This is a genomic window from Sporomusa aerivorans (genome assembly GCF_041428895.1).
GTDB classification, from domain to species: domain Bacteria; phylum Bacillota; class Negativicutes; order Sporomusales; family Sporomusaceae; genus Sporomusa; species Sporomusa aerivorans.
Window position 1 is genome coordinate 3,348,974 of record NZ_CP156926.1, and the last position, 13,822, is coordinate 3,362,795.

Here is a 13,822-nt window from a genome sequence, read left to right on the forward strand (position 1 = left end):
CGTGATTGAATTACTTGCACCTGTCGGCAGCAAAGAGGCCTTGATTGCTGCCGTTGAAAGCGGTGCCGACGCTGTTTACCTTGGCGGTAAAATGTTTGGCGCCCGCCATTATGCTCCAAATTTTACCGACGTGGAACTGGCCGAAGCCGTACGTTTTGCCCATTTACGCGGCGTACTGCTATTTGTCACAGTCAATACACTGCTTGATGACAGTGAAATACCTGTTTTGGTTGATTATTTACAGCATTTATACAAAATCGGTGTGGATGCCATTATCGTGCAGGATTTAGCGGTAGCGGCAATTGCCAGGAAAGTTGTGCCGGATTTGCCACTCCACGCCAGTACCCAAATGACGGCCCATAACCTGGCAGGTGTAGAATTCCTGGCAGCTATGGGGTTTTCGAGAGTAGTACTTGCCCGTGAATTGCCTTTGAAAGATATTGAGTTTATCTGCAATAATACTTCTTTAGAAATAGAAACATTTATTCATGGCGCGTTATGCATTTCCTACTCGGGACAATGTCTAATGAGCAGCATGATCGGCGGTCGCAGCGGTAATCGCGGCCGTTGTGCTCAACCTTGCCGTCTGCCCTATACACTGGTAGATGCAAAAGGCAATGACGTACTCGGCCAGGCGGATGCCGGCGAATATTTGCTCAGTCCTAAGGATTTTAACACCATCGAGGTATTGCCTGAGTTGATCCGGGCCGGGGTAAGTTCTTTCAAAATTGAAGGACGCATGAAACGCGCGGAATATGTAGCTGTAGTTGTAGATTCCTACCGGCGGGCCATTGACCGCTGCCAGGCAAGCCAGAATGCATATACTGTCAGCGAACAGGATAAAAAAGATTTGGCCCAGATTTTTAACCGGGACTTTACAACTGCGCATCTCTTTGGGAAAAACGGCCGGGCGATGATGAGCGACCGGCGGCCCAACAACCGTGGAGTCCGTATCGGACGGGTGCTCAGTTATCACCACAATAGTAAAACTGCCGTGATAAAACTTGATGAAGCGCTCAGTATTGGTGATATTGTTGAGTTCTGGGTAAAAGTAGGCGGCCGGGTGAATGTTACCATTCAGAGCATGATGGTTGATGGTAAACCTGTTACAGAGGCTAAGGCCAATACGTCCGTCACTATACCTGTAAATTCGCCCGTCAGGGACAATGACCGTGTATTTAAAGTGTTTGACGCAAAATTAATGGATCGGGCCAGAGCCTATTTTACCAAAGCCGAAGCAGTTCGCCGTATACCGGTTGATGTAACAGTAACTGTTTCCGCAGGAAAGCCTTTAATGATATCAATTACCGATGCGGATGGGTTCACCGGCCAAGCAGAAACTGCTTTTTTGGCCGAAAAGGCTATAAAGCGCCCGCTTACACCTGAGACTGTCAGCAAGCAAATTGAGCGGTTAGGCACAACTGTTTTCGCGCTGAATAAGCTGACATGCCATATTCAGGGCGAAGTTATGGTGCCGGTTAGCGAAATTAACGATGCCAGACGCCGGGCAGTAGAACAGTTGGAGACTGAACGCCTGGCCAGATTCGCCAGAGTGCCATTATCTCAAGATAGATCCATTGCGAATTTACTGCCTCAGAAAGACACTGCGAAGTTCAAGTTCAGCAGAAAACCAGAGCTTGTTGTTAATGTGGATGCAGTAGATAAAGCAATGGCCGCTGTCGACAGTGGCGCAGATATTATAATGTTCGGTGGCGAGTCTTTTGGGAAACGCCCATTATCAGCCGATGAATATCATGAAACGGCCGCATATTGTCAGAAGCACGGCCGTCAATTAATTCTTAACACACCGCGCCTGTTGCTGCAAAATCAAATGAGTGAACTGGATAAAATCATTACTTTATTTAAAGAACTTCAGCCGCTGGCTATCAGTGTCGGTAATATTGGATCGCTGCACATTTTAAAAAAGCTTGGCAACATACCATTACACGGCGATTACCCCTTGAATATCTATAACAGTGTCACTGCCCGGTACCTAACCCAACTTGGGTTATCCAGCTTTACCCTGTCACCTGAACTAAATTTTGTCCAGGTTGAGGAACTGGCTGCCGATAAATTAGCAGCAGTAGAGTGCCTGGTTCACGGCTATCTGACTCTGATGATTTCGGATTACTGCATGCCTGGCAGTTTTCTGGGAGGGCAGGATATTAAGAAATGTAACAACGCTTGTTTACGCGGTCCTTTCTTGCTAAAAGACAGGAAGAATGAGTTATTCCCAGTCGCTACCGATCAGTATTGCCGGATGCATATATTAAACGCCAAGGAATTGTCCATGTTTTCCCAGGTCCCCAGATTTATCCGGGCCGGGGTCAGCCGTTTGAGATTTGAAGCCAAATATAGCTCGGTTAGCGAAATAGCGCATATAACCAAACTGTACCGGGAGCTGATTGACCAGGGAGAAAACCATCCCCTGATCGTAAAAGATAAAATTAATACAATTGAGCATGACCATGTAACCAGAGGGCATTATTTCCGCGGAGTATTATAGAGGAGCTTAGAGGAGAATTTGCATGGAATTATCAGTACTCACAACTTTGGAATTTAATAAGATCAGGGATATGCTGGCAGAGCGTACCGGCTCTATTATGGGCCGGGAGCTTGCTGAAAGTCTGGAACCTGTAAGCGATGCCAATGAGGTAAGTACCCGTCTTGCAGAAACAGCCGAAGCGCGTGAGGTTATGAATACGGTCCCCACTGTACCACTTGGCGGAATTCGGGATATTCGGGCCTCAATAAAACGGGCTGCTCTCGGCGCAATTTTAGAACCACATGAACTCCTGGCCGTCAGCAGTACACTATATGCGGGCAGACGCATGAAGAGCTTTCTAAGTGATTTGCCTGTTGAAACAACGCTATTAACCGCTTTGTCAGGCCAAATCAATATCTTAAGAAATATCGAAACAACCATCGAAGCTACCGTCACCGAGCAAGGTGTAATCAGGGACGATGCCAGCAGTGAGCTTCTAAAGCTGCGCCGGGAAATCAAACAGGCCCAAAGCCGGGTAAAGGAGAAACTGGACAGTATTTTGCGTTCCGGAGAACAGCAAAAGTACTTTCAGGATGCTTTGGTCACCATGCGCGGCGACCGCTATGTAATCCCGATTAAGCAGGAACACCGTCATAATTTTCCCGGCATTGTCCACGATCAGTCCGCCAGTGGTGCAACCTTATTTATCGAGCCAATTGCTATAGTCAACCTGAATAATGATATTAAGCAATTAATGTCGGCGGAAAGAAATGAAATTGAGCGTATTCTAGCAGTAGTATCCGGGCAGATCGCCAAAGTTGCCGGCATGATCGAGGATAATATAGCTGTGTTGGCTCACCTGGATTTTGTTTTTGCCAAAGCTAAACTCAGTATTGATCTCAGGGCTACCAGACCGATCCTCAATAACCGCGGCTATATTAACCTGATACAAGCCCGGCACCCGCTTATTCCTGAAGAGCAGGTTGTTCCCATCGATGTCCATCTTGGCCGGCATTTTACCACGTTGCTCATTACCGGCCCTAATACTGGCGGTAAAACTGTTACCTTAAAAACAGTTGGATTGTTTGCGCTTATGACTCAGGCCGGCTTATTCATTCCGGCGGCAGTTGATTCGGAAATAACAGTTATCGGTCAGATTTTTGCAGATATTGGCGACGAGCAGAGCATCGAACAAAGTCTCAGCACATTCTCCGGCCATATGACCAATTTAGTTGGCATTTTAAAAAAAGTCGGCGCTAATGATTTAGTGCTTATTGATGAAATTGGCGCCGGCACCGACCCCAGCGAAGGTGCGGCCCTGGCTATGTCCATTCTTGAGTACATGCACAAAATTGGTGCGAAAACAATAGCTACAACCCACTATAGCGAATTAAAGACATTTGCCTATACCAGACATGGTATTGAAAATGCGAGCGTAGAATTTGATATACAAACATTGCGCCCCACATATAAGCTGCTTATCGGCATTCCCGGGAGCAGTAACGCATTTGCCATAAGTCACCGCCTGGGATTGTCACATAACATTATTAACCGTGCCAAAGAATTAATTAATAAGGAACATGCCGATTTTGAAACTGTTCTTCAGGCTTTGGAAGAGCAGAAGAAGTCATTTACTTCCCGGCTTGATGAGATTTCGCGCATCGAACAGGCATTAACCAGAACCAAAGAAAAAGTCGCCGAGCAGGAACGTACACTTACTGAAAAACGTACAGCAGTATTGGCAAAAGCGCAAGAGGAAGCGGCAGCTGTAATCCGCCAGGCCAGAAGAAATGCAGAGGAGATTATTACTGAACTGAAGGCTCAATTCTCTGAGCATAGCAGTAGACATCGGCAAAACGCAATTGAAGATGCCAGGCGAAGGTTAAAGGCCAGCAGCAGCGAAGTGCAGGAATTTGACCTCAAAGAGCCGGCCGACTTGGATTTTGCGGCCGGTATGATTAAGCCGGGAATGCAGGTTTATGTCTCAACATTAAAACAAAAAGGAGAAATAATTGCTGTAAATGGTCTAGAGGTGACAGTGCAAATGGGCATATTAAAGCTCACGGTACCATTAGGTTCCTGCCGGTTGCTGGACGAAGCCTCAAAGCCGCAAAAATTGCCGGTAAGCCAAAAGGTTACTGTGGGTAGGGTCGCGGCTGCAAAAAGACAGATTGATATTCGCGGTCTGACAATAGAAGAAGCGGAACTGGAGCTTGATAAATATATCGATGAAGCTTTACTGTCAGGGCTGAATGAGGTTCTTATTATCCATGGCAAGGGCACAGGGGCGCTCCGCAAAGGAGTAAAAGAGTATCTTGCCAATCATCCGCATGTTGCGGCTGTTCGTGTAGCCGAGCTTAATGAAGGCGGTACAGGGGCAACTGTAGCTAAATTAGCTTAGTATTTAGATTGTTTATTTCAACAAAAAAATGACTGGGGGAGAGAAAAATGATCATTCAGGGGAAAGAACTCGAGCAACGGGCTGTCGAGCAGGTAGCTGAGCTCATGTGTGCCGCGGCCCGCACAGCGCCGAAAGGGCGTGGGATTGACAATCTGGTAGTATTGGTGGTAAAAGGCAGGGCAAAAGATCAGCTGGTTGAAGAAATGAAAAGAATCGCGAAGGAAAGCGGTGCACAGTTTTTCGATCGTGACGCAAACTGCCTGGAAAAGACACAGTTGGCTGTTTTATTAGGCCAGAAGGTTAAGCCGATGGGCGTAAATCCATGCGGTTACTGCGGCTTTAATAACTGTAAGGAAAACACTGAAAAATCGGGCTTATGCGCTATAAGCATTGGTGATTTGGGAATTGCCGTCAGCTCTGCTGCGGCCGTTGCTGCAGAGCATCATATTGATAACCGGATCATGTTTTCAATAGGCCGTGCTGCATTAAACCTTGCAATATTCGATGATGATGTAAAAATCGCTTACGGTATCCCGCTCAGCGTTTCCGGTAAAAGTCCCTTTTTTGACCGGTCCTAAATAATAAACGGGGGTTCACTTCAGAGTGAACCCCCGTTTATTATTTGTCCGCCCAGCCGGGACGCCGATCTTTAGGATAATATCCCAATGAGAGCAAGCGCGGTATTATTAGGCAAGACTTCTCTAGCTAAAAAGCTGATGAAAAATATGGATAATTATTTTATATAAAAGTTAAGTTTGCTCTTTCGCAGTAATTAAATTTTTTTCGACTTACATTTCCGGGCGAATGCAATATATTCGTTTAAGTAACTTACAACATGTTCTATCTGGGATTGGGACATATTTTCCAGATTGCCCTTATCAATAGCTTCCTCTAATATAGTATTTAACTGATGAGGTAGATAACCGATATCGGCTAATTCTTCTATGAGAGAATTTATGCGTGAATCCATAAATTATTGACACCACCTTGCCTCTTCTTCGACTAAAGTCCCAAAAAACTAGGACTCTAGTCATAGTTTATTATAGCAGGTTGCAATGTTCATTTCCACTATTTTCCATAGAAAAAATTCGAAATATAGTGACAGTTTTAGAAACTTCATTATTCTATATTCTATAATTCTACGAATTCTGCGGGAATATTCCCGTTTGTTAATCATTCTGAATCGTGCATGACCTGGCGATTAACACCAGGAGATAACTGTAACACTTACTGACTGTCTGAACTGGTATTGAATATCTTATATGACTGCCAGCAGCCTCCTGCGTAAGCGGGCGGCATCATTATAAACAGGAAATGAGGGAGTAATAACTCCCTCACCTTAAATTAAAAATTATTCTTCCAGTTTAAATACCTGCCGTAATTTTTTCCTTCGAGTTCTTCTGCATCATCACTACTTGTTGACGCCGGCTGAGGCCTTGGCGGCGCTTCAGACCGCTCTGGCGCCGCGGCAGGCGGCGCTGCATTTTCCGAGGTTTGCCTTGGCGCTTCCTGCTTTGCTTCGACTTTTGATTCAGCTTTGGGTTCACTCTTCGGTTTTTCTTGCGAAGAACCACCGCCGCCAAGATTATTGAGTAAACCCAAAACGCTCCCAATTGTACTGGGATTCAGCTTTGACTTAAGCTGGGGACTATTTAACAAAGGCAACAGTGACATCAAAGCATCTGGTGGAAGACCACCGCCACCTTCGGCGCCTTTTGTCAGATCCCCCAGTAATTTATGTAGAGGATTGCTATTAGCCGCGGGCTGATTTTGTTGAGGTACGTTGACCGGCTGATTGCGGCTGGTTATGGAAAACAGGCATAGCAATGATAAAACGGTTATAAGACTGTCAATCCCGGTGCCAGCGCTCACACTGGCATCCAACATACGGGTTATAGAATGTAACAGTGACGAAGACCCGATATTATCGGTGTCATTCGGCATAAGACCGCCTCCTCAAAACATGCCGGGAATTTTAGGCAAATTTAAATCTGTGGCGAGTTTACTCATCGCAGCTTGATTTAAATCACGTGATTTGGCTAGGGCATTATTTATTGTTGCCAGTAGCAAATCCTGCAGTAAGGCGGTATTCTCCGCCGTAAGGTATTTGCTGTTCAGTTGAATGCTAATTAGCTCCTGCTGACCATTGACGATTATTTTAATAACATCACCGCTCGATACTTCGACTCTTTCCTGTTTGAGCTGATCCTGAGCATTATCCACATTTTGCTGTACTTTTTTTACCATTTCCATAATATTGCCAAACTGTTCAAACACTGTCACGCACCTCCTATATTTCTATCTAATTTATTCAGTTACAGAATTTTTGTGAGTGTCCAAACTTAAAATAGAAACCAATTCCCAACGTACTTCATATATTGGATTAGAAAAAACCATTTGAAGGTGGTGGAAATATGCGCGTGAGAAAATTTCGCCATAACACAGGGGAACCGCCTGCGGAAAGACCGGACAAAGCCACCAAGGAACCGCCTGAAAAGAAGGAACAGCCGCCCGAAAATACACCAGCCGTTTTGCCAGCTAAGCCATCGCCGAAAAATGCCAAATCACGCGGTCCTGCAGCTTTCCTGCGGCAAATAGCAGCAAACCCGAATTTCAATATTCAATTAATGGTAATCATCTTATCTTTGGCTTCTGAAAACATTTCTATGGACAGACGAATTGATTCTATGTCTTCTACTGTAGATAAAATACGGAGTATAACTGATGTAATCACTAATACTATGCAATCGGTTAAAGTAGCTTCAGAGGCTCCCAAACAGATAAGAAGGCTATTCGATGTAGAGAAAGAGTAGCAGACAATAGTAGGCAGTGCCTGTAACACTTCCAAATTGAAATGTATATATTGAAGTAGAAGGGCAGGCTAAACTAAACTACGCCCTCATTAAGGATATATATGATTAAGGAGGTAGTTTAAATGTCTCGTTGTGGATTCGGCGGTCGCGGTTTTGGCGTTATCTGGATTATCATAATAATCCTGCTTTTGTTCTTCTTTGAAGGCGACGACACTACTCTATAATCTTATTGCTTATATTTAGGAGCAGACTTGTTTCCAGCCTGAAAATCACGGGCGGTTCGGTAGAAACTGCCAGAGTGATGACCCTGAAAAAGAAAAATTCATATATTGCATTAAAGAAGAAAACCACTCTTTGAAATGGGACGTGGATTGGCGGCGACGGTGGTTTGTCAACAGTTGGATAATAATTATTATCATTATTATTCTGTTATTCTGGCTTTGTGAGAGGATACCATAACAACCTGCTAATGGTCTTACTAGAGTATATGCTTGAGCAGAAAAAAACACGCGTACTTTTACGCGTGTTTTTTACATTTTTAAAAGAAAGTACAACCGGTATATTAATTTTTCTTATCAATATCATTAGCTTTGGGCGGTGGCGGCGGCGGTAAAGGCATGGCTGAATTCTTATCATTTTTACCAGGCGGCGGCGGTAAGGTTTTTTCTATGTCGGCGGAACTGTCACCGTTATGTCCGGTTGAGTCCGCTTGTTTACCGTCTTTATTATCCTTATCTTTGCCGTCCTTGTTGTCTTTACCATCTTTGGCGGTTACAGCAGAAACTTTGGTGGGCTGAGTGCCTTCTACAAAAATTTCGGTACGGCCATCCTGATTCTCAGGATCATTCAGGAGCAATCCATCTTTGGCGGAAACTCTGGCGGCGACAATACCGGAAGGTTTAACAAAATCACGCGCCACATATTTTGCCGCGGCGGTATTCATAAAATTTCGCCAGATAGTGGCCGGTATAGTACCGCCGGTAACACCGCTTAGATACTCTGAGTTATCATGACCAATCCAGACAGAAGCAACTAAATCGGGGGTAAAGCCCACAAACCAGGCATCTTTGTAATCACTGGTAGTTCCTGTTTTACCGGCTGCCGGACGGCCAAAATAAGCTCCGGTGCCTGTACCGTTGGTCATAACGCCCTTCAGCATATTGGTAAGCAGGTAGGCGCTGCGCTCATTGACAACCACTTTTTCTTTGGGAATGTACTCTTCCAGGACTTTGCCATTGCGGTCGACAACTTTAACAATTGCAGTAGGTTCTACCCGTATACCGCTGTTGGCCAAGACACCGTAGGCACTGGCAATTTCCAGCGGAGTAACGCCACGGGTTAGACCGCCGAGCGACATAGCCAGGTTACGGTCGTTGGTATCCCCTTTCAATACCAGCGTGGAAATGCCCATTTGTTGCGCATAATATAAAGTTTTATCAATACCGACCTGCTGGGCAAGTTTAACAGTCACCACATTAAGCGACTGCTCAAGCGCAGATCGCATAGTTACCGGCCCGCGAAATTTCCGGTCATAATTGACAGGAGACCAGCTGCCAAAAGATACAGGACTGTCATCGACGATACTGGCAGGTGTGAGCCCGCTTTCAATAGCAGCTAAATAGACAAACGGTTTAAATGCGGAACCTGGCTGTCGTTCGGCCAGAACAGCGCGATTAAACTGGTCGTTGCCGCGTCCGCCTACCATTGCCTTAATATGTCCGGTATGCGGATCGATAGCCACCAGAGCTCCCTGAGGCTGCTTAATACCATTTTCGGTGCGGCGGGTAGGCAACTCGTCCATTGCGCTTTCAGCAGCTTTTTGCATTTCCAGATCTAACGTTGTATACACTTTTAAGCCGTCTTTATACACTGCGTCCGCGCCGTATTTTTCGATAAGTTGCTGTATTACATAGTCAGTGAAATAGGAAGCGGTTGTGTTGTTCGTAACTGTACGGTTAGCCAGTTTTATTTCTGTATTCCGGGCTTTAGCAGCTGTTACCGCATCAATGTAGCCGTACTTGACCATCTGGTCAAGTACGGTAGACTGGCGTTCCTTAGCGGCTTTCAAATTGCTTGAAGGTGAGTAGTAGTTGGGACTTTTCGGTATACCGGCGATCATAGCGCATTCGGCCAGATTCAAATCCTCTACATTTTTCCCAAAATAAACCTGGGCTGCTGTTTGCACCCCGTAAGCACCTTGACCAAAATAAATCTGATTCATATACATTTCTAAAATTTCATTTTTACTGTACTGTCGCTCAATTTGTAAAGATAGGAAGGCTTCCTGGATTTTACGTTTAATTGTCTGCTCCTGAGATAGCAGCGCATTCCTGGCCAACTGCTGCGTAATGGTACTGCCGCCTTCCGAAATTCCCCTATCTGTCATGTTTGACCAAATAGCGCGCAAAATACCGCGCGGGTCAATGCCGCTATGCTGATAAAAGCGGACATCTTCGGCTGCAACAAAGGCATCCTGAAGATTTTTCGGTATCTTGTTTATAGAAACAGGCAAGCGGTTTTCAACAGAATGTATCGTGGTAATTAATTTACCGCTGGTGTCAAAAATCTGCGAAGAAACAGCAGGGCGTATCTCACCTTTCAGGCTGGGCATAGTATGGATGCTGGCTGTTAAAAAACCTAAGCCGGCTCCCGTCAACATAACTAGGAACACGAGGACAGCAATTATCGTGACTGTTCGAGTATTCTTTTTTGGTCGCCGTCTACCGGGTTCCTTAGTTTCATTATTATTATCTTGCATGATTTCCTCCCTCTACAGATTCAGTTGCAAAAGCATTAGATTGGTCTGGCGAAATTAAGTAAAAAGGATTAGATTCGCTAATCATTATATCACAAAAAAACAATAGATAGGGTATTTGTTTGCTAACTGTTTGCAATATTAGAGCTTCCATGATATAATGCGGCTTGAAGAATGGTTTTTTCCATGATTTTAAGTTTTCGCTTATCTATAGTATGACTAAAATTGACAATAATTCTAGGTTACGGTATATTAAATAATATATTATATGTTAAATGCAATGATTAGGATAAGTAGGGCAGCTAAACTTTTCAGAGAGCCGGGGGACGGTGAAACCCGGCAGGTAAAACTGACTGAATACACCTATGAGCAGCAGGCTGAAGCTATAAGGCGAGTAAGCTGTGCCGGTGCGCCGCCGTTACATGGCTGGAAAAGAAGTTGTCAACTTCACTGAGTGGCTGTTATAGCAACAAGGGTGGTACCGCGGGCAAAAACCCGTCCCTGACCAGGGACGGGTTTTATTTTCCTGATAGGAAGTTTAACTTTCGTCCGGATAAGGGCAACAGCAGCTTTTTTTCCTCGCCAAAGGCCGGCGCAGCCTATCCCGCCAGAAACTGTAAAGCTTTCCCGCTGATATTAAGGTCACAATACCGTATTTATTTACCGGGATGAATCCGGACAATCAAGGAGGATCGTATAACGATGTCTGTACTAGATATTCTCAAAGAACGTGGATTTGTCCAACAATTAACGCATGAAGATGAAATTGCAGAACTGCTGGCTAAAGAAAAAATTACTTTTTATATTGGCTTTGACCCTACGGCCGATAGTTTGCATGTTGGACATTTTCTGGGCATGATGGTTATGGCCCATATGCAGCAAGCCGGTCATCGCCCTATTTGTTTAATTGGCGGCGGTACCGCCATGGTGGGGGACCCCTCCGGTAAGGCTGATATGCGCAAAATGCTGACCATTGAGGATATTCAGCATAATGGTGAGCGTTTCAAAAAGCAAATGCAGCGTTTTATTGACTTTTCGGATGGAAAAGCGTTAATGCTAAATAATGCCGAATGGTTATTGGATCTCAACTATGTGGAGTTTCTGCGGGATATAGGCGTACACTTCTCGGTTAATCGCATGCTGACGGCCGAATGCTTTAAGCAGCGCATGGATAAAGGCTTGTCTTTTCTGGAGTTTAACTACATGCTCATGCAGGGCTACGATTTTCTGGAACTTAACCGCCGGTGTAATTGCATCATGCAAATGGGTGGTGATGACCAGTGGTCGAATATTCTGGCCGGAGCCGATCTTATTAGGCGTAAGGAAAGTAAACCGGCCTACGGTTTAACTTTTACTTTACTGACTACCAGTGACGGGCGCAAAATGGGTAAGACGGAAAAAGGCGCCTTATGGCTGGATGCAGCGAAAACGTCCCCTTATGATTTTTATCAATACTGGCGCAACATTGATGACGCCGATGTTGAAAAGTGCCTGGCACTGCTAACCTTTTTGCCGATGGAGGAGGTTAGGCGTCTAGGCGGCCTGAAAGATAAGGAAATCAATATCGCCAAACAAATCCTGGCCTATGAGGTTACCAAACTTATCCATGGTCCGGATGAAGCCGATAAAGCTAAGCAGGCCGCCGAGGCGCTGTTTGGTGGCGCCGGCAATCTGGAAAATGTACCGACGGTATCCTTTTCTGCAGAGATGATTGGTTCAAAGCTGTTGGATGTTCTTACAAGTACGAAGATTATTCCTTCCAAAAGTGAAGGACGGCGCCTGGTGCAACAAGGCGGACTGTATATAGGCGATGCCAAAGTATCTGATCCGGATTTTATTCTCTCGGCTGACCTCTTTGAAAATAATAGTCTTTTGATACGCAAAGGCAAGAAAAACTATCACCGAATTATTATTGAGTAATATAATATAATAGACCTGGCTGCAATTCTGCACCAGGTCTGTTTTTATTTATCCGATGACTAACTCGCTCTAAAACTCCCGCCTCTGCAGGCGGTAGTAAGAGCGACTAAGTCCCTGGATAATTCCGACTAAGGTTCAGATGGGATTAAAACCCCATCTGAACCTAGTCACCATTTATATAATTTTCCATACCAGATATGCATATTTTGTAACCAAAAAACGGTTTTCCCCATATATATAATAATCATACTGCGCAACAGTGTTTAAGGAGGGGGACGACATGCGTTTTTCCGTACGGCGCAGACGTACAATCCACCTCTTTCCATTTATATCTATATTGCTCATAGGCTTGCTGATTTTCTTTTTCTGGCAGGTTGAAACCCACTTAAAACCAACACTGATGGCTATAGCCGAAACAAGAGCAACCCTCATCGCGACCCAATCCATTAATAAGGTTATCAACAGTCAGGTAAGCCTTACAGTTGATCCCAAAACACTACTAAATGTTACTTTGGATGAGCGGGGAAGAGTGGTGCTGATACAACCTAATACTATGGAGTTTAACCGTTTGGGAGCTGATACAACCATAAAAGTGCAAGAGGCCTTAAAAGAAATAACCGAAGAAAAAATACATATTCCCATCGGTCAGGTACTTGGCAGTCAATTGCTGGCAAGTATGGGCCCCAAGATTACGGTTACGATTATCCCCATGGGGACAGTCCAGGTAAAAGTCATTGATAAATTTGAACAAGCCGGTATCAATCAAACCAGGCACATGGTTTATCTGGTTGCCACTACGCAAATACGTATTGTGGTCCCATTGGTAAGTCAAAGCGTCAGTGTTAACACGCAGGTGCCCATCGCTGAATACGTTGTTGTCGGTGAAGTCCCCAATACGTATGTCCAGTTCCCGTTCCCGCTGGAAAACGATATGTTCAATGGCAATGGCGGTAATAATGCTCCCGAAACCAAAACTAACAGTCAATCCTAAGGTAATATGTGAAAAAGCCATGAAGAACTTCTAGTCTTCATGGCTTTTACTTTGTTTCCGCCTTTATAGAGCATCTAAGTTCACATGAAAGTTTAGTTTACTTTTTAAAACATTATTGAGAACATTTTCAGACTAGTATAAATCTAAGAAATAGTATATAATCAAAAGTGATTTATTTCACATGTAAATATTGAGGTGTAGTTATGTTTAAACTGTCAATCTGTTTTGGAAGCGCCTGTCATCTGCGAGGCGCCTACAGTGTGTTAAACGCCTTTAAGGCTTTGATCGACAAATATCAGGTCCAAAGTGAAATTGATGTTGAAGGAAACTTTTGTCAGGGCAAATGCACCGAGGGTGTGGTTATTAAGGTCAATGACGAGATTATTACTAATGTTGCCAGAGAAAAAGTTTATGACATTTTTATGGAAAAAGTGTTAGGGGGAGAACGCCATTAACA

11 protein-coding genes and 1 other annotated feature are annotated in these 13,822 nt (G+C 44.6%); of the genes, 7 read left to right on the plus strand and 4 right to left on the minus strand.

The features are described 5' to 3' along the window. The first annotated feature begins 1 nt into the window (after position 1). Genes SATMO3_RS15890 through SATMO3_RS15900 form a run of 3 tightly spaced genes read left to right on the plus strand, consistent with a single transcriptional unit; the run spans position 2 to position 5,464 of the window. The gene (locus tag SATMO3_RS15890) at positions 2-2,506 is read left to right on the plus strand and encodes a DUF3656 domain-containing protein (protein ID WP_371370710.1); all 2,505 of its coding nucleotides are present in this window, start codon (positions 2-4) and stop codon (positions 2,504-2,506) included. Positions 2,507-2,528: 22 nt separating this feature from the next. Beyond that, the gene (locus tag SATMO3_RS15895; protein ID WP_371370711.1) at positions 2,529-4,886 is read left to right on the plus strand and encodes an endonuclease MutS2; all 2,358 of its coding nucleotides are present in this window, start codon (positions 2,529-2,531) and stop codon (positions 4,884-4,886) included. A gap of 47 nt (positions 4,887-4,933) precedes the next feature. Next, positions 4,934-5,464 (plus strand): ferredoxin domain-containing protein, encoded by a 531-nt coding sequence (locus tag SATMO3_RS15900; protein ID WP_371370712.1) that lies wholly within the window; start codon positions 4,934-4,936, stop codon positions 5,462-5,464. 194 nt (positions 5,465-5,658) lie between these two features. On the opposite strand, the gene SATMO3_RS15905 is transcribed toward SATMO3_RS15900, so the two are convergent. The 3 genes from SATMO3_RS15905 to SATMO3_RS15915 form a co-directional block, all read right to left on the minus strand. Beyond that, positions 5,659-5,856, minus strand: coding sequence for a hypothetical protein (locus SATMO3_RS15905; protein ID WP_371370713.1), 198 nt, complete (start codon positions 5,854-5,856; stop codon positions 5,659-5,661). 374 nt (positions 5,857-6,230) lie between these two features. Further along, a complete protein-coding gene (locus tag SATMO3_RS15910) occupies positions 6,231-6,830 on the minus strand; it encodes a hypothetical protein (protein ID WP_371370714.1) in 600 nt (199 codons plus the stop codon). Between the two features lie 12 nt (positions 6,831-6,842). Further along, positions 6,843-7,163: a YbaB/EbfC family nucleoid-associated protein gene (locus SATMO3_RS15915; protein WP_371370715.1), complete on the minus strand. Its 321-nt coding sequence runs from the start codon at positions 7,161-7,163 to the stop codon at positions 6,843-6,845. A gap of 137 nt (positions 7,164-7,300) precedes the next feature. On the opposite strand from SATMO3_RS15915, the gene SATMO3_RS15920 reads away from it, so the two are divergent. Then, on the plus strand, positions 7,301-7,699 hold the full coding sequence (locus SATMO3_RS15920; RefSeq protein WP_371370716.1) for a hypothetical protein: 399 nt from the start codon (positions 7,301-7,303) through the stop codon (positions 7,697-7,699). 562 nt (positions 7,700-8,261) lie between these two features. Here the strand turns inward: SATMO3_RS15920 and SATMO3_RS15925 are convergent. Beyond that, positions 8,262-10,457, minus strand: coding sequence for a transglycosylase domain-containing protein (locus SATMO3_RS15925; RefSeq protein WP_371370717.1), 2,196 nt, complete (start codon positions 10,455-10,457; stop codon positions 8,262-8,264). Positions 10,458-10,725: 268 nt separating this feature from the next. Then, positions 10,726-10,960: a binding site (T-box leader), on the plus strand. Between the two features lie 196 nt (positions 10,961-11,156). Here SATMO3_RS15925 and tyrS point away from each other — a divergent pair. The 3 genes from tyrS to SATMO3_RS15940 all read left to right on the plus strand — a co-directional run bounded on the left by tyrS (position 11,157) and on the right by SATMO3_RS15940 (position 13,820). Next, positions 11,157-12,374 carry a tyrosine--tRNA ligase gene (gene tyrS, locus SATMO3_RS15930; protein WP_371370718.1) on the plus strand — a complete coding sequence of 406 codons (1,218 nt, stop codon included), beginning with the start codon at positions 11,157-11,159 and terminating at the stop codon, positions 12,372-12,374. 280 nt (positions 12,375-12,654) lie between these two features. Then, complete coding sequence (gene yunB / locus SATMO3_RS15935; protein WP_371370719.1) at positions 12,655-13,365, plus strand: sporulation protein YunB; 711 nt, start codon at positions 12,655-12,657, stop codon at positions 13,363-13,365. A gap of 203 nt (positions 13,366-13,568) precedes the next feature. Further along, the gene (locus tag SATMO3_RS15940) at positions 13,569-13,820 is read left to right on the plus strand and encodes a (2Fe-2S) ferredoxin domain-containing protein (protein WP_371370720.1); all 252 of its coding nucleotides are present in this window, start codon (positions 13,569-13,571) and stop codon (positions 13,818-13,820) included. Positions 13,821-13,822 lie beyond the last annotated feature (2 nt).

Coding starts and splice junctions, on each gene's coding strand:
- SATMO3_RS15920 (WP_371370716.1), top strand. CDS start 7,301: ATGCGCGTGAGAAAATTTCGCCATAACACAGGGGAACCGCCTGCGGAA.
- SATMO3_RS15940 (WP_371370720.1), top strand. CDS start 13,569: ATGTTTAAACTGTCAATCTGTTTTGGAAGCGCCTGTCATCTGCGAGGC.
- SATMO3_RS15910 (WP_371370714.1), bottom strand. CDS start 6,830: ATGCCGAATGACACCGATAATATCGGGTCTTCGTCACTGTTACATTCT.
- tyrS (WP_371370718.1), top strand. CDS start 11,157: ATGTCTGTACTAGATATTCTCAAAGAACGTGGATTTGTCCAACAATTA.
- SATMO3_RS15925 (WP_371370717.1), bottom strand. CDS start 10,457: ATGCAAGATAATAATAATGAAACTAAGGAACCCGGTAGACGGCGACCA.
- yunB (WP_371370719.1), top strand. CDS start 12,655: ATGCGTTTTTCCGTACGGCGCAGACGTACAATCCACCTCTTTCCATTT.
- SATMO3_RS15905 (WP_371370713.1), bottom strand. CDS start 5,856: ATGGATTCACGCATAAATTCTCTCATAGAAGAATTAGCCGATATCGGT.
- SATMO3_RS15900 (WP_371370712.1), top strand. CDS start 4,934: ATGATCATTCAGGGGAAAGAACTCGAGCAACGGGCTGTCGAGCAGGTA.
- SATMO3_RS15895 (WP_371370711.1), top strand. CDS start 2,529: ATGGAATTATCAGTACTCACAACTTTGGAATTTAATAAGATCAGGGAT.